The organism is Acidovorax sp. LjRoot194, assembly GCF_964253015.1.
Lineage (GTDB): Bacteria > Pseudomonadota > Gammaproteobacteria > Burkholderiales > Burkholderiaceae_C > Acidovorax.
Genome location: NZ_CAXUQB020000001.1, coordinates 1180262 through 1196771, shown reverse-complemented (window position 1 = coordinate 1196771; position 16510 = coordinate 1180262). Strand labels below are relative to the sequence as shown.

15 protein-coding genes are annotated in these 16510 nt (G+C 65.3%); all 15 read right to left on the bottom strand.

Annotation, left to right across the window (positions count from 1 at the left end; translation table 11 throughout):
- Positions 1–19: 19 nt before the first annotated feature.
- Positions 20–463, bottom strand: coding sequence for a DUF1016 N-terminal domain-containing protein (locus tag ACSQ3N_RS05495; protein WP_056173481.1), 444 nt, complete (start codon positions 461–463; stop codon positions 20–22).
- 21 nt (positions 464–484) lie between these two features.
- A complete protein-coding gene (gene hisG / locus ACSQ3N_RS05490) occupies positions 485–1126 on the bottom strand; it encodes an ATP phosphoribosyltransferase (protein WP_056173594.1) in 642 nt (213 codons plus the stop codon).
- An 8-nt stretch (positions 1127–1134) separates the two neighbouring features.
- Entirely contained in the window at positions 1135–2421 is a 1287-nt protein-coding gene (gene murA, locus ACSQ3N_RS05485; protein ID WP_056173478.1) for a UDP-N-acetylglucosamine 1-carboxyvinyltransferase, read from the bottom strand.
- Positions 2422–2509: 88 nt separating this feature from the next.
- The gene (locus ACSQ3N_RS05480) at positions 2510–2752 is read right to left on the bottom strand and encodes a BolA family protein (protein WP_056173475.1); all 243 of its coding nucleotides are present in this window, start codon (positions 2750–2752) and stop codon (positions 2510–2512) included.
- 81 nt (positions 2753–2833) lie between these two features.
- On the bottom strand, positions 2834–3589 hold the full coding sequence (locus ACSQ3N_RS05475) for an ABC transporter permease (protein WP_056173471.1): 756 nt from the start codon (positions 3587–3589) through the stop codon (positions 2834–2836).
- Positions 3586–4524, bottom strand: coding sequence for an ABC transporter ATP-binding protein (locus tag ACSQ3N_RS05470; protein ID WP_056173468.1), 939 nt, complete (start codon positions 4522–4524; stop codon positions 3586–3588). The genes ACSQ3N_RS05475 and ACSQ3N_RS05470 overlap by 4 nt, the downstream gene beginning before the upstream one ends.
- 98 nt (positions 4525–4622) lie before the next feature.
- Positions 4623–4895: an STAS domain-containing protein gene (locus ACSQ3N_RS05465; protein ID WP_056173465.1), complete on the bottom strand. Its 273-nt coding sequence runs from the start codon at positions 4893–4895 to the stop codon at positions 4623–4625.
- 169 nt (positions 4896–5064) lie between these two features.
- A complete protein-coding gene (locus ACSQ3N_RS05460) occupies positions 5065–5703 on the bottom strand; it encodes an MlaC/ttg2D family ABC transporter substrate-binding protein (RefSeq protein WP_056173461.1) in 639 nt (212 codons plus the stop codon).
- Positions 5704–5864: 161 nt separating this feature from the next.
- Complete coding sequence (locus ACSQ3N_RS05455; RefSeq protein ID WP_369817192.1) at positions 5865–6635, bottom strand: MlaA family lipoprotein; 771 nt, start codon at positions 6633–6635, stop codon at positions 5865–5867.
- A 5-nt stretch (positions 6636–6640) separates the two neighbouring features.
- Positions 6641–7135 (bottom strand): outer membrane lipid asymmetry maintenance protein MlaD, encoded by a 495-nt coding sequence (gene mlaD, locus ACSQ3N_RS05450; protein ID WP_056173457.1) that lies wholly within the window; start codon positions 7133–7135, stop codon positions 6641–6643.
- 35 nt (positions 7136–7170) lie between these two features.
- Positions 7171–7953 (bottom strand): lipid asymmetry maintenance ABC transporter permease subunit MlaE, encoded by a 783-nt coding sequence (gene mlaE / locus ACSQ3N_RS05445; protein WP_056173454.1) that lies wholly within the window; start codon positions 7951–7953, stop codon positions 7171–7173.
- Positions 7950–8768, bottom strand: a complete 819-nt coding sequence (locus tag ACSQ3N_RS05440) for an ABC transporter ATP-binding protein (RefSeq protein WP_056173451.1) — start codon at positions 8766–8768, stop codon at positions 7950–7952. The genes mlaE and ACSQ3N_RS05440 overlap by 4 nt, the downstream gene beginning before the upstream one ends.
- Positions 8769–9289: 521 nt before the next feature.
- Positions 9290–10768, bottom strand: coding sequence for a glutamate synthase subunit beta (locus tag ACSQ3N_RS05435; protein ID WP_056173448.1), 1479 nt, complete (start codon positions 10766–10768; stop codon positions 9290–9292).
- 57 nt (positions 10769–10825) lie between these two features.
- Positions 10826–15559 (bottom strand): glutamate synthase-related protein, encoded by a 4734-nt coding sequence (locus ACSQ3N_RS05430; protein ID WP_056173445.1) that lies wholly within the window; start codon positions 15557–15559, stop codon positions 10826–10828.
- A 175-nt stretch (positions 15560–15734) separates the two neighbouring features.
- Positions 15735–16439 (bottom strand): transposase, encoded by a 705-nt coding sequence (locus ACSQ3N_RS05425; protein WP_056173442.1) that lies wholly within the window; start codon positions 16437–16439, stop codon positions 15735–15737.
- Between the last annotated feature and the right edge of the window lie 71 nt (positions 16440–16510).

Sequence of the window (16510 nt, the reverse complement as noted above, 5' to 3'; positions counted from 1 at the left end):
CATTCTTCAGTCGGTGGCCTCATCCGGCTGTCAGGGTGGATTTGTCCCGCCAGCGGTGCGACTTTTGCGGGGCAGCACGGTGCGCTCGAACGGAGCGGTTTTGAATCGCCGCTCCAGCGTCCCTTGCCCTGCACCGCACGCAGACGCAGGTAGTACTCACGTTTTTCGGGGCGTGGCTCTGGCCCAGGATGACGAGGTGATGCGTCCAGGGCCATTGTGTCAGCAGCGCTGACACAATTTCGCGGGCGGGATCGGCCTCGTAGAAATGCCGCATTCTGAACAGGTTGCGGTAGGTGAACCCACGCAGTCCTGGCTGCGTCTGCGCCAGATAGCCCGCCAGTTGCGCCACCACCCCATCGCCCCCCAGCAGGATGTTGACCGTCTGCACGGCCTGCTGCCGGCTGGCGGCGATCAGGCGCGCAATGTCGGCGAAATCGGCGGGCTGCTGCGGGACGCTCGTCACGGCGCTGGGCGGGGGCAATGGTCAGTCTTTGGGAATGGCACCCGCAAACGCATCGATGATGCGGCGCAGTGGCGCCTGCTTGAGCTTGAGCGCGGCCTGGTTCACGACCAGGTAGGAGCTGATGTCCATGATGCGTTCGACCTCCACCAAGTGGTTGGCCTTGAGCGTGTTGCCGGTGGACACCAGATCGACGATGGCGTCGGCCAAGCCGATCAGCGGGGCGAGTTCCATGCTGCCGTACAGCTTGACCATGTCCACGTGCACGCCCTTGCTCGCAAAGAAGTCGCGGGCGATGCTGGTGTACTTGGTGGCCACCTTCAGGCGCGAGCCCTGCTTGACGGCGCGCTCGTAGTCGAAGTCGCTGCGCACGGCCACGCTCACGCGGCACTTGGCGATGCGCAAATCAAGCGGCTGGTACAGGCCCTGGCCGCCGTGCTCGATCAGGGTGTCCTTGCCGGTCACGCCGATGTCGGCACCGCCGTATTCCACGTAGGTGGGCACGTCGGTGGCGCGCACCAGCACCACGCGCACGTCGGGCTGGTTGGTGGTCAGGATGAGCTTGCGGGATTTTTCGGGGTCTTCCAGCACCTCGATGCCGGCAGCGGCCAACAGCGGCAAGGTTTCGTCGAAGATGCGGCCTTTCGAAAGGGCCAGGGTAATCATGCTGCTGCTCATGCTGTGATCCGTTCAATTTGGGCGCCGATGCCGCGCAGTTTCGCTTCCATGCAGTCGTAGCCACGGTCCAGGTGGTAGATGCGGTCCACCATGGTTTCGCCGTCGGCCACCAGGCCGGCGATGACCAGGCTGGCCGACGCACGCAGGTCGGTGGCCATCACGGTGGCGCCCGACAGGCGGCTGGATGTGGTGCTCAGGCCCTCGATGATGGCGACCTTGCCGTCGGTCTGGATCTTGGCGCCCAGGCGCACCAGTTCGTCGACGTGCATGAAGCGGTTTTCGAAGATGGTCTCGGTCACGGTGGCCGTGCCCTGCGCGATGCAATTGAGCGCCATGAACTGGGCCTGCATGTCGGTCGGGAAACCCGGGTATTCGGTGGTGCGGAACCCCTGGGCCTTGAGCGTGGCGCCGCCTGCGCTCTTCACGCGGATGCCGCCGTCCACTGCCTGCACCTCGGCGCCGGCTTCGCGCAGCTTTTCGATGACAGCGTCTAGGTGGTCGGCGCGGCCGTGGCGCAGCGTGACGTCACCGCCCGTGGCAGCCACCGCGCACAGGAAGGTGCCGGCCTCGATGCGGTCGGCCACCACGCGGTGGGTGCAGCCGCGCAGCTTGTCGACGCCCTGGATGCGGATGCGGCTGGTGCCGTGGCCTTCGATCTGCGCGCCCATGGCGATCAACATCTCGGCCAGGTCGATGATCTCGGGCTCCTGAGCGGCGTTCTCGAGTACCGTTTCACCCTCGGCCAACGCCGCGGCCATGAGGAAGTTCTCGGTGCCGGTCACGGTGACCATGTCGGTGGTGATGCGCGCGCCCTTCAGGCGCGTCCAGCCGGCGGGCAGCTTGGCGATCATGTAGCCGTGCTCGACCACGATCTCGGCGCCCATGGCCGTGAGGCCCTTGATGTGCTGGTCCACCGGCCGCGAGCCGATGGCGCAGCCGCCGGGCAGCGAGACCGTCGCCTCGCCAAAACGCGCCAGCAGCGGGCCCAGGGCCAGCACCGACGCCCGCATGGTCTTGACGAGCTCGTACGGTGCCTCGGGCGTGCTCAGCGCACTGGCGTCGATGAGCACGGTGCCGTCATCCGAGCGGCTGGCCGTGACGCCCATGTTGCGGATCAACGTGAGCATGGTCGCCACGTCCTGCAATTGCGGCACGTTCAGCAGGGTCACCGGCTCGGCGGTGAGCAGCGCCGCACACAGCTCGGGCAGCGTGGCGTTCTTGGCGCCGGAGACCAGCACCTCGCCCTGCAGGCTGCGTCCACCGCGGATCAGGAGTTTGTCCATCTCGAAAAGAACCAGGAATAGGGGTAAAAAATGCCGCTACCGCGCTCTAAGCAAGCGGTAGCAGCTATAAAAATCATAGCTACCGAGATTATTTCGGCTGCGCTGCCCACTCGGTGGGCGTGAAGGTCTTCATCGACAGCGCGTGCACCTCGTCGGTCTGCATTTTGGCGCCCAGCGTGGCGTACACCCGCTGGTGGCGCTGGATGGAGCGCTTGCCTTCGAACTCGGCCGAGACGATGGTCGCGTACCAGTGGCGGCCATCGCCTTCGAGCGTGATGTGTTCGCAGGCCAGGCCGGCGGTGATGATGTTCTGGAGTTCTTCTGCGGTCATGTCATGGGTCCGTTGCTGGGGGTAGCGCTCACGCCGCTGAACCATGCCAGCGCAGGCGCGAAGCGACTCAGGGAGGTGCAGCTAGTTTCTGATTTTGTAGCCGGTGCGCAGCAGGTGCACCGCCAGCGCGCTCACCAGCAGCCAGGCCACGCCCACGATGCTCAGGCTCAGCCAGGGCGAGGTGTCGCTCTGGCCGAAGAAGCCGTAGCGAAAGCCGTCGATCATGTAGAAGAACGGATTCAGGTGGCTCACCGTCTGCCAGAAGGGTGGCAGCGACTGGATGGAATAGAACACGCCCGACAGGAACGTCATGGGCACGATGATGAAGTTCTGGAACGCAGCCATCTGGTCGAACTTGTCGGCCCACAGGCCCGCCAGCAGCCCCAGCGTGGCCAGCAGCGCCGCACCCAGAAAGGCGAACGCCAGGATCCACAGCGGCGCGGCAAACTCAGGCCGCGCAAACGCCAGCGTGACGATGAACACCCCCAGCCCCACCGCCAGACCGCGCACGATGGACGAGCCCACATAGGCACAGAACCACGCCCAGTGCGACAGCGGCGTGAGCAGCACGAACACCAGGCTGCCCATGATCTTGCTCTGGATGATGCTGGACGAGCTGTTGGCAAACGCGTTCTGCAGCACGCTCATCATCACGAGGCCGGGCACCAGAAACGCGGTGTAGCTGATGCGGTCGTAGACCTTGACGTGGTCTTCCAGCACATGGCCGAAGATCAGCAGGTACAGCACGGCGGTGAGCACCGGGGCGGCCACGGTCTGGAAGCTGACCTTCCAGAAACGAAGCACCTCTTTGTAGAACAGGGTCTGCCAGCCGGTCATATCGCGATCTTGTCCAGGGAAATATTCGATGCGGATGTGCCGGACATGACCTGCAAAAACACGTCCTCCAGGTCAGGCCTGCGGATCTCCATGTCGTTCACATCCACGCCCGCCACGCGCAGCGCGGCCAGGTGGCTTTCGATCTCGGCGGCGTCGTGTGCGGGCAGTTGCACAATGCGGCCCGTGACACGCGCCACAGTGGCCAGCGATGGCGGCAGCACAGCGTCGGTCTTGAACTGCAGCACGCTGCCCGAGGCCGCCTGCAGCAGCTCGCTGGTGCGGTTGAGCGCCACGATCTGGCCGGTCTTGAGCATCGCGATGCGCCCGCACAGCGCCTCGGCTTCTTCGAGGTAGTGCGTGGTCAGCAGCACGGTGTGGCCTTCCTTGTTCAGGCGCGCCACGAAGTGCCAGAGCGTCTGGCGCAGCTCGACGTCCACACCGGCGGTGGGCTCGTCCAGCACGATGATCGGCGGCTTGTGCACCAGCGCCTGCGCCACCAGCACGCGGCGCTTCATGCCGCCCGAGAGCTGGCGCAGGTTGGAGTTAGCCTTGTCGGTGAGGCCCAGGTTCTCGAGCAGCTCGTCGATCCAGGCGTCGTTGTTCTTCACGCCGAAGTAGCCCGACTGGATGCGCAGCGATTCGCGCACGTTGAAGAACGGGTCGAACACCAGCTCCTGCGGCACGATGCCGAGCTTGCGGCGCGCGTCGGCATAGTCGGCCTGCACATCGCTGCCCTGCACCAGCACCCTCCCTTGACTGGCGCGGGCCAGGCCCGCCAGGATGCTGATGAGGGTGGTCTTGCCTGCGCCGTTGGGGCCCAGAAGGCCGAAGAACTCGCCCTCCTGGATATCCAGGCTGACGTTGTTCAGCGCCTGGAAAGGGCCCTTGGGCGTGGAGAAGGTCTTGGAGACGGCTTGGAATGAGACTGCGGGCATGGAGCCCCTGATTTTACGGCCTAGCCCCGAACTGCGCCCGCGTGGGGCCGCACCAGAGACGCCACGGCTGCGCGACGCGGCATGGCGACACCGCAGGATCAGGACGCCGGAGTGAGCAAGGTGCCCACGCCGTACAGGCCCGCCATGCCCCGCAGCGCGGTGGGCAGGCCCTGCACGGAGAACGTCTTGCGCATGGCCAGCGCCTCGCGCCGGCACTCGAGCAGCACGGCGAGCGCCGACGTGTCGAACACGGTGAGCGCATTCGCATCGACCACCACCCCCGGCTCGCGGTGCACCTTCAGGCCCTGCAACAGCATGTGCAGGCAGGCCGTGGCCTGGCGGTGGGTGAGTTCGGCAGGCAGGACGAGCATCTCAAACTCCCCAGACTTCAAACGCAACCCCTGACCGTTGCAACCGGCGCGGCCCAGCCAGTGCACCCGTGGAACTGGCTCTGCCAGGCCACCGGGTGCGTCCCCCTCCCGCAGCGCGCAGCGCAGCGAGAGAGGTGGATGACGCGAAGCGGCTCAGGGGGAGCATCACTTATTTACTTGCGTTGCTCTTGTTGCGAGCCACCAAGGTCTCGATGAGGCCGTCGACACCCTTGGCATTGATCTCTTGCGCGAACTGGCCGCGGTAGGTTTCCACCAGCCACACGCCCAGCACATTCAGGTTGTAGATCTTCCAGCCAGCGCCGTCGCCAGGGGTCTTTTCCAGGCGATAGTCGAGCTGGATGGGGTCGCCACGGCCGACGATCTCGGTGCGCACCAGCACGTCCTTGTCCTCGGGCGCGGCCCGCAGGGGCTTGACCTGGATGGTCTGATCGTTCACCTGGGCCAGCGCGCCGGCATAGGTGCGCACCAGCAGGATCTTGAACTCGTCCTGCAGGCGCTTTTGCTGCTCGGGCGTGGCCTGGCGCCAGCCGGGGCCCACGGCAGCGGCGGTCATGCGGCGGAAGTTCACGTTGGGCATCACGGTCTTGTCGACCAGCGCGATGATCTTGGAGAGGTCGCCGCCCTGGATGGCCTTGTCGGACTTTACGGTGGTCAGCACGTCGGCCGACAGGCGCTTGATCAGCGCGTCGGGCGCTTCGTCCGCCGCCAGCGCAGCGAAGGGCAGGCCCAGTGCGGCCACAGCGGTCAGGCACAAGGCGGCTTGGCCCAGGGTGCGTCGGTTCATCATGATGTGTCTACTTTCTAGTCGAAGGCTGCGGGCGCCGGTGGCGCCCTGCATTCATTTCATTGTGTGCGGAGCGCGATGGCCCTGTGCGTCGCCCGGGTTGCGGGTTGCAAGCAAGTGCAACCAACGCGCCGCGGCGACTGACGCCACAGCGCGGCGCGCAATCAGCGCGGAGGCTCCTGAGGCAGCACGCCGTCGTTGCCGTTGCGGTCTTCCTTGTCGTCACCGTTCACTGCCGTGCTCACCAGCTGCTGGCTGCGCACCTGCAGGAACACGTCACGCGTGAAGCTGTACTTGTCCAGCGCGGCGCTGTCGAGCACCGAGCCCGCGCGCAGCAGGTTGGCGCGCACGTCCACCGCACGCAGCGCGTACAGCGAGTTGCGGGCCGACACGGGGTCCACATAGCTGACCACGTTGCCCTTCATGTCCACCGGCAGCGCCAGCGTGTCGCGCACGGTCGATGGGCCCAGGATGGGCAGCACCAGGTACGGCCCCGTGTCCACGCCCCAGTAACCGAGCGTCAGGCCGAAGTCCTGCTTGTAGCGGTCGATGCCCAGTTCGCTGGCGATATCGAGCACGCCGCCCAGGCCCATGAGGGTGTTCACATTGACCCGCATGAAGGTGGATGCGGCCGCCTCGCCGCGCAGCTGCAGCACGTTGTTCACGAACGACCACACATCGCCGATGTTGGCGAAGAAGTTGCTCACCCCGGTGCGCACCGGCGCTGGCGTGACGTCCTTGTAGGCAATCGCGACCGGCCTGAGCACCAGCGAATCGACCTGCTCGTTGAAGTTGGTCATGCTGCGGTTGTACGACTCGAACGGATCGCGCGGGTCGGGGTTGGCCACGGTGGCGCAGCCGGTGAGCAGCACTGCGCCCAGCAGGAAGGCCAGCCACGCGGCGGCGCGGGCGGTAGGTTGGGAAAGCTTGGTCATCGTCGTCATTTCTTGTCACCTGCCCCTGCGGGCTTGCTGTTGCTGCCGTCTTCGGCCTTGTTGTAGAGGAATTGTCCGATCAGGTTCTCGAGCACCACGGCGGACTGCGTGGAAGTGACCATGTCGCCGGCCACGAGATTCTTTTCGTCGGCACCGGCCTGGATGCCGATGTACTGCTCGCCCAGCAGGCCGCTGGTGAGGATCTTGAGCGAGCTGTCCTTGGGGAAAGCGTAGCGGTTTTCCATCGCCAGCGTCACGCGGGCCTGGTAGGTCTTGTCGTCGAACGTGATGGACTCCACGCGCCCGACCACCACGCCGGCGCCGCGCACCGCGGCCTGGGGCTTGAGGCCGCCGATGTTGTCAAAGCGCGCGGTGATGCGGTAGCCGGACTGAAAGTTCAGGCTCAGCAGATTGGCCGCCTGCAGCGCCAGAAACACCAGCGCCACGGTGCCGAGCATGACGAAGAGCCCTACCCAGAGGTCGTTTTTGGATGGTTGCATTGTTTGATTCCTCTTTGCCAGCTGCTGCGCCGGCCTCAGATACTGAACATCAGGGCAGTGAGGATGAAGTCCAGCGCCAGTACGGCCAGGGACGCCATCACCACGGTGCGGGTGGTGGCGCGCGCCACACCCTCGGGCGTGGGCTTGGCCGCAAAGCCCTGCAGCAACGCCACGAAGGTGACCGTGACGCCGAACACCACGCTCTTGATCACGCCATTGCCCACGTCGCGCCACACATCCACGCCGCCCTGCATCTGGCTCCAGAACGCGCCATGGTCCACCCCGATCATGACCACACCCACGATCCAGCCGCCGATCACGCCCACGGCGCTGAACACCGCCGCCAGCAGGGGCATGGTGATCACGCCGGCCCAAAAGCGCGGCGCCAGGATGCGGCGCACCGGGTCGACCGCCATCATTTCCATCGCGCTGAGCTGCTCGCCCGCGCGCATCAGCCCGATCTCGGCCGTGAGCGATGTGCCCGCCCGTCCTGCAAAGAGCAAGGCCGTGACCACCGGGCCCAGCTCGCGCACCAGCGACAGCGCCACCAGCAGGCCCAGCGCCTCGGACGAGCCGTAGCGCTGCAGCGTGTAGTAGCCCTGCAGGCCCAGCACAAAGCCCACGAACAGGCCGGACACCGAAATGATGGCCAGCGAATAGTTGCCCAGGAAGTGGATCTGGTCGCGCACCAGCGCAGGCCGCATGAAGGCGGCGCCGCCCAGCTGCAGCAGCCGCACGAACAGGCGCGCTGCCATGCCGATGTCGGCCAGCTTCTGGCGCACGGCAAAACCCACGTCGGACGGCTTGTACCAACTCATAGCACCTTGCCTCCGAGCGGGCCGAAGTCTTCTTCGGCAGAGGGCCCCGCGTAGTGGAAAGGCACAGGCCCTGTGGGCAGCGCGTTCACGAACTGGTGCACCAGCGGGTCGGTACTGGCACGCACTTCATCGGGCGTGCCCTGCGCCGCCACCACGCCGGCGCCCAGGATGATCACGTGGTCGGCCAGGCGGAAGGTTTCTTCCAGGTCGTGCGAGACGATGATGCTGGTCAGGCCCATGGCGTCGTTGAGCTGGCGGATGAGCTGCGCGGCGGTGCCCAACGAGATGGGGTCCAGCCCGGCAAACGGCTCGTCGTACATGACGAGCTCGGGGTCCAGCGCAATGGCACGCGCCAGCGCCACGCGCCGTGCCATGCCGCCCGATATCTGGCTGGGCATGAGGTCGCGCGCGCCGCGCAGACCCACGGCGTGCAGCTTCATCAGCACCACGTCACGGATCAGTGTTTCGGCCAGGTCGGTGTGCTCGCGCAGGGGGAACGCCACGTTCTCGAACACCGACAGATCGGTGAACAAGGCCCCGAACTGGAACAGCATGCCCATGCGCCGGCGCGCGGCATACAGGCCGGCCGCGTCGAGGCCGCCCACGTCCTGCCCGTCGAACAGCACCTGGCCGCTCTGTGCCTTCTGCTGCCCACCGATCAGGCGCAGCACTGTCGTCTTGCCGCCGCCGGAGGCGCCCATCAGGGCCGTGACCTTGCCGCGCGGCACGGACAGCGTCACGTCGCGCAGGATCGTGCGGTCACCGTATGAAAACGTGACGTTGCGCAACTCAGCGAGGAAGGGGGACTCGGGCATGCAAAAAAGGGACGGATCTCAGCGATCCAAGGCTGGCCGGAACCAGGAAACAGGGGGAAGCGAGTGCTGCGATGGTAGCCGAAGACTTAAACATACATTCATGTATGTTTGCAAATGGGGTCTCCGGGATGCAGGCGGCGAACCTTGGCTCCTAGGTACTCACCCCCTACCGACACAGCCCCCGATTGTGCCAAGAAAGGCCAAACCGGGTGGAGGCAAGGCTTGCGCGGCAGAAAATGCGGGCTGGATGGTCAGGTCGGGTGGTACGGGAGCAACGGGGACTCTGCGCTGGCTTGTGATTCAGGGCGTCCAGGTCGGGACGACACCCAGGCGGTCGAGGATCGTTCAGCCTTTCTTTGCCTCTGCCAACCGAGGTTCTTGCTGACCGGCTCACCAAGTGACTGACTGGCTCCAGCTGGCACCAATCGCTTTTGCGGCCGCACCATAAAAAACGGCGCCAGATGGCGCCGTTTTTTATGGGACGGAGGCCTGTGCAAAGCAGGCTTTGAGCGGTGGACCGCTCAGCGGGGCAGGTCCGAATAACCCATCAGGAACTCGTCCACAGCCCGGGCCGCCTGGCGGCCTTCGCGGATCGCCCACACCACCAGCGACTGGCCGCGGCGGATGTCGCCAGCGGCGAACACCTTGGGCACGTTGGTGACATAGCCGCCGTCAAACTCGGTGGTGGCGCGTGCGTTGCCGCGGGCGTCCTTGTCCACGCCAAAGGCTTCGAGCACGGCAGCCACCGGGCTCACAAAGCCCATGGCCAGCAGCACCAGGTCGGCCTTGAGCACCGTCTCGGAGCCCGCCACCTCGACCATCTTGCCGTCCTTCCACTCCACGCGCACGGTCTTCAGACCCGTGACCTTGCCCTTTTCGCCGATGAACTCCTTGGTGGAGATGGCGAACTCGCGCTCGCAGCCTTCGTCGTGGCTGGAGCTGGTGCGCAGCTTGATTGGCCAGTAGGGCCAGGTCATGGGGCGGTTTTCTTCGGCGGGTGGCTGGGGCATCAGTTCGAACTGCGTGACGCTGACGGCGCCGTGGCGGTTGCTGGTGCCCACGCAGTCGCTGCCGGTGTCGCCGCCACCGATCACGATGACGTGCTTGCCGTCAGCGCGCAGCTGGCCCTTGAGCTTGTCGCCCGCGTTGACCTTGTTCTGCTGGGGCAGGAACTCCATCGCGAAGTGGATGCCGTCCAGGTCGCGGCCAGGCACGGGCAGATCACGCGATTGCTCGGCGCCACCGGTCAGCACCACGGCGTCGAAGTCTTTTTGCAGCTGCTCGGGCGTGATGGTTTCCTTGGCCCAGTTGGTGACCTTGGAATCCTTGCCCAGGCCGTCCTTGGCAGCACCGATGAACACGCTGGTGCGGATGGTCACGCCTTCGGCTTCCATCTGCTTGGCGCGGCGGTCGATGTGCGACTTCTCCATCTTGAAGTCGGGGATGCCGTAGCGCAGCAGACCGCCGATGCGGTCGTTCTTCTCGAACAGCGTGACGCTGTGGCCGGCGCGTGCCAGCTGCTGTGCTGCTGCCATACCGGCAGGGCCGGAGCCCACCACGGCGACCTTCTTGCCGGTCTGGTGCTTGGCGGGGCGCGGCAGCACCCAGCCTTCTTCCCAGGCACGGTCGATGATCGCGTGTTCGATGGACTTGATGCCCACGGCGTCGTCGTTCACGTTCAGCACGCAGGCGGCCTCGCAGGGCGCGGGGCAGATGCGGCCGGTGAACTCGGGGAAGTTGTTGGTGCTGTGCAGCACCGCGATCGCGCTCTTCCAGTCCTGCTGGTACACCAGGTCGTTGAAGTCCGGAATGATGTTGTTGACAGGGCAGCCGCTGTTACAGAACGGCGTGCCGCAGTCCATGCAGCGTGCACCCTGGATCTTGGCCTGCGAGTCATCGAGGCCGATGACGAATTCCTTGTAGTGCTTCAGGCGCTCGCCGACGGGCTTGTAGCCCTCTTCGATGCGCTCGAATTCCATGAAGCCGGTGGTCTTTCCCATGACGGTGTCCTTGAATCTTGTGTCTATGAACGGTGTACGTGTCGGTTGCGGCTCGCCTTACTTGGCGGGCACAGCTACCTTTTCAGGAGCTGCTACCGCAGGGGTAGCGGGCTCTTCCAACACTTTTCGTTCATAAATCTCAGCCAGTGCGCGCTTGTACTCGGTCGGGAAGACCTTGACGAACTTGCCGCGCGACGCGGCCCAGTTGTCCAGCAGCTCGCGGGCGCGCTTGCTGCCGGTCCAGCGGTTGTGGTCTTCCAGCAGCTTCTTGAGCTGCGCTTCGTCGCTCTGGCCACCGTGCCAGATGGCGCGCGGCATGGTCGCTTCTTGCTCGGACGCCGGCAGGATGCGCTCCAGCGTCACCATGGACATGTTGCAGCGCGTGTCGAACTGGCCGTCTTCGTCGTAGACGTAGGCCACGCCGCCGCTCATGCCCGCCGCGAAGTTGCGGCCGGTCTTGCCGAGCACCACCACGGTGCCGCCGGTCATGTATTCGCAGCCATGGTCACCCGTGCCTTCGACCACCGCAGTGGCACCCGACAGGCGCACGGCAAAGCGTTCGCCGGCCACGCCACTGAAGAAGGCCTCGCCCGTGGTGGCGCCGTACATCACCGTGTTGCCCACGATGGTGTTGCGCACGGATTCACCGCGGAAGTCGATGCTGGGGCGCACGATGACGCGGCCGCCCGACAGGCCCTTGCCCGTGTAGTCGTTGGCGTCACCGATCAGGTACAGCGTGATGCCGCGCGTGAGGAACGCACCGAACGACTGCCCGCCCGTGCCTTCCAGCTGGATGCGGATGGTGTCGTCCGGCAGGCCTTCGGGGTGCACGCGCGTCACAGCGCCGGAGAGCATGGCGCCCACGGAGCGGTTGACGTTGCGGGCCACCTCGATGAACTGCACGCGCTCGCCCTTGTCGATGGCAGGCTTGCTGCGCTCAATGAGCTTGCGGTCCAGGGTGTTGGTGATGTTGTGGTCCTGCACGTCCACGTGGTAGCGCGGCACATCGGCGGGCACATTGGGCTGGGCGAACAGGCGGCCGAAGTCCAGGCCGCGCGCCTTCCAGTGGGCAATGCCGGAGCGCGTGTCGAGCAGGTCAGAGCGGCCGATCAGGTCGTCGAACTTCTTGATGCCCAGCTGGGCCATGATCTGGCGCACTTCTTCGGCGATGAAGAAGAAGTAGTTGACCACGTGCTCGGGCTTGCCCGAGAACTTCTTGCGCAGCTCGGGGTCCTGCGTGGCCACGCCCACGGGGCAGGTGTTCAGGTGGCACTTGCGCATCATGATGCAGCCCTCGACCACCAGCGGCGCGGTGGCGAAGCCGAACTCGTCCGCGCCCAGCAGCGCGCCGATGGCGACGTCGCGGCCGGTCTTCATCTGGCCGTCGGCCTGCACGCGCACACGGCCGCGCAGGCGGTTGAGCACCAGGGTCTGCTGGGTTTCGGCCAGGCCGATTTCCCACGGACCGCCCGCGTGCTTGATGGACGACCAGGGCGATGCGCCCGTGCCGCCGTCATGGCCGGCGATCACGAGGTGGTCGCTCTTGCACTTGGTGACGCCCGCGGCGATGGTGCCCACGCCCACTTCGGACACCAGCTTGGTGCTGATCGTGGCGTGTGGCGCCACGTTCTTCAGGTCGTGGATCAGCTGGGCCAGGTCTTCGATGGAGTAGATGTCGTGGTGCGGCGGGGGCGAGATCAACCCCACGCCCGGCACGCTGTGGCGCAGCTTGCCGATGTAGTTGGACACCTTGCCGCCCGGCAGCTGGCCGCCTTCACCAGGCTTGGCGCCCTGGGCCATCTTGATCTGGATCTGGTCGGCCGACGACAGGTATTCGGCCGTGACGCCGAAGCGGCCCGACGCGACCTGCTTGATCTTCGAACGCAGCGAGTCGCCGTCCTGCAGGGGCAGGTCGACCTCGACGTTGGCGGCTCCGATCACGCTCTTCAAGGTATCGCCCTGCTTGATCGGGATGCCCTTGAGTTCGTTGCGGTAGCGCGCAGCGTCTTCACCGCCTTCGCCGGTGTTGCTCTTGCCGCCGATGCGGTTCATGGCCACGGCCAGCGTGGCGTGTGCCTCGGTGGAGATGGAGCCCAGCGACATGGCGCCGGTGGCAAAGCGCTTGACGATCTCCTTGGCAGGCTCGACCTCGTCGATGGAGATGGCCTTGGACGGGTCGATCTTGAACTCGAACAGGCCGCGCAGCGTGAGGTGGCGCTTGCTCTGGTCGTTGATGATCTGGGCGTACTCCTTGTACGTGTTCCAGTTGTTGGCGCGCGTGCTGTGCTGCAGCTTGGCGATTGCGTCGGGCGTCCACATGTGGTCTTCGCCACGGGTGCGCCAGGCGTACTCGCCGCCGGCGTCCAGCATGGTTTCGAGCACGGGGTCGTCGCTGAAGGCGGCCTTGTGCATGCGGATGGCTTCTTCGGCGATCTCGAACACGCCGATGCCCTCCACTCGGCTGGCGGTGCCGGTGAAGTACTTGCCCACGGTGTCGGTGTTCAGGCCAATGGCCTCGAACAGCTGCGCGCCGCAGTAGGACATGTAGGTGCTCACGCCCATCTTGGACATGATCTTGGACAGGCCCTTGCCGATGGCCTTGACGTAGTTGTAGATGGCCTTGTCCGGCGACAGGTCGCCAGGCATGTCCTTATGCATCTCGGCCAGGGTTTCCATGGCGAGGTAGGGGTGCACGGCCTCTGCGCCGTAGCCGCCCAGCACGGCGAAGTGGTGCACTTCACGCGCGGTACCGGTCTCGACCACCAGGCCAGCCGTGGTGCGCAGGCCTGCGCCCACCAGATGCTGGTGGATGGCCGACAGGGCCAGCAGCGCGGGGATGGCCACCTGGGTGGCGCTCACGGCGCGGTCGCTGACGATGAGGATGTTGGCGCCGCCCTTGATGGCGTCCACAGCCTGTGCGCACAGCGACGCGAGCTTGGCCTCCACGCCTTCACGGCCCCAGCTCAGCGGGTAGGTGATGTCGATGGTGGCGCTCTTGAACTTGCCCTGCGTGTACTTTTCGATGTTGCGCAGCTTGGCCATGTCGGCGAAGTCCAGCACGGGCTGGCTCACTTCCAGACGCATCGGCGGGTTGACCTGGTTGATGTCCAGCAGGTTGGGCTTGGGTCCGATGAAGGACACCAGCGACATCACGATGGCTTCGCGGATCGGGTCGATGGGCGGGTTGGTCACCTGCGCGAACAACTGCTTGAAGTAGTTGTACAGCGGCTTGTTCTTGCCCGAGAGCACGGCCAGCGGGCTGTCGTTGCCCATGGAGCCGATGCCTTCTTCCCCGTTCTTGGCCATGGGGGCCATCAGGAACTTGATGTCTTCCTGGGTGTAGCCGAAGGCCTGCTGGCGGTCGAGCAGCGGCAGGGGCGCGGCGTCGGGAGTGGACGCGGTGTCGGTGCCGACGCTGTCGAGCTTGATGCGCAGGTTTTCGATCCACTGCTTGTAGGGCTTGGTGTTGACGACGTTGGCTTTCAGCTCATCGTCGTCGATCATGCGGCCCTGTTCCAGGTCGATCAGGAACATCTTGCCGGGCTGCAGGCGCCACTTGCGCACGATCTTGTTCTCGGGGATGGGCAGCACGCCGGATTCCGAGCCCATGATGACAAGGTCGTCATCGGTGATGCAGTAGCGCGAGGGGCGCAGGCCGTTGCGGTCCAGCGTGGCGCCGATCTGGCGACCATCGGTGAACACGATGGAGGCGGGGCCGTCCCAGGGCTCGAGCATGGCGGCGTGGTATTCATAGAAGGCGCGGCGGCGCTCGTCCATGGTGGTGTGCTGCTCCCACGGCTCGGGGATCATCATCATCACGGCCTGGCTGATGGGGTAGCCGGCCATGGTCAGCAGTTCGAGGCAGTTGTCGAACGTGGCGGTGTCGGACTGGTCGGCAAAGCTGATGGGGTAGAGCTTTTGCAGGTCGGCGGCCAGCACGGGCGAGGCCATCACGCCTTCGCGCGCCTTCATCCAGTTGTAGTTGCCCTTGACGGTGTTGATTTCACCGTTGTGCGCCACGTAGCGGTACGGGTGGGCCAGCGGCCACTCGGGGAAGGTGTTGGTGGAGAAACGCTGGTGCACCAGGCCGATGGCCGAGACGCAGCGCTCGTCGGACAGGTCCTTGTAGTACACGCCCACCTGGTCGGCCAGCAGCAGGCCCTTGTAGACCACGGTGCGGCTGGACATGCTGGGAACGTAGTATTCCTTGCTGTGCTTGAGCTTGAGGTTCTGGATGGCGGCGCTGGCCGTCTTGCGGATCACGTACAGCTTGCGCTCCAGCGCGTCCTGAACGATCACGTCGTTGCCGCGGCCGATGAAGACCTGGCGCAGGATGGGCTCCTTCTTGCGCACGGTGGGCGACATGGGCATGTCGAGGTTGACCGGCACATCGCGCCAGCCCAGCAGCACCTGGCCTTCGGCCTTGATCGCGCGCTCCATCTCCTGCTCGCAGGCCAAGCGGGAGGCGTGTTCCTTGGGCAGGAAGATCATGCCCACGCCATATTCGCCGGCGGCGGGCAGCGTGACACCCAGCTTGGCCATCTCTTCACGGTAGAGCGCGTCAGGGATCTGGATCAGGATGCCCGCACCGTCGCCCATCAGCGGGTCGGCACCCACGGCGCCACGGTGATCGATGTTCTCAAGGATCTTGAGGGCCTGCGTCACGATGTCGTGGCGCTTCACCCCCTTGATGTGGGCGACGAAGCCGAGCCCGCAGGCGTCGTGTTCGTTACCGGATGAATACAAACCGTGTTGTTGCAGATGCTCGATCTCGGCGGCCGTCGTGGTCATGGCGCACTCCTCATGTTTTTCGCAGGGAGTTGGAGATTAGTGCATTGCAACATGCGTTGCAAGCATATTAATTGGGGTCAGATTCTCTTTTATTGTCCTACTAAATAAATATGGAATTTATTGGGGACATGTCAAAAATGATAGCGAATAGCGCGCTCCCATCAAGCGGGGGAGCCTAAATTTCTTCTGAAATCGGCGCCAATGCCGGCCGCCCGGCCTTTCCGCGCACTACACGGCGCAGCGTCTGCTTTTGCAATTCGGCGACAAATTCTGGGTCACCCAGCGCCCAGCCGCTGAGGGCCGAGGTGGTCAACGCCGCTTGCTCTTGCGAACTGATTCCCGCCTGCACTGCAGCGCCATAGGCCGCTTCACGCGCGAACGGCGTGTTGCCCAGTGCCCAGTACAGCGCGTGCGGGGTCAGCAAACGGTCGACCCGCAGGCCCAGCCAGTGCGCATGGCTGGACCACGGGTAGTCGACGGCTTGCACCACGGTGCCCGAGCGGACCGGATTCAGGTCGAGGTACACCATGCAGGGCAGCAGGTACCGCTCGGGCTGCAGCACCGTGGAACGGTAGCGGCCCTCCCACAGCGTGCCGGTGCGGCCGTGCCGGCGGTTGAAGTACTGCACATAGCGGCGCCCCACCGCCTGCATCATCTGCGGCAGGCCGTCCGCGGTGGAAGGCGTGGCCACCAGGTGGAAGTGGTTGTCCATGAGCACATAGGCATGGACGGCGACCGCATGGCGCTGCGCGTTGTCGGCCAGCAGGGCGAGCATGGTCTCGTAGTCTTCGCGGTCGACGAAGATGGGCTGGCGGTTGTTGCCGCGCTGGATGACGTGGTGTAGCTGACCTGGCAGGGTCAGGCGCGGCAGGCGGGCCATGGAAAAATCTCGGGGTGGTTGTTGGGGTTGTCCGACACGCGAGCGTACCGCGGGACGACATGGCCCAGGGC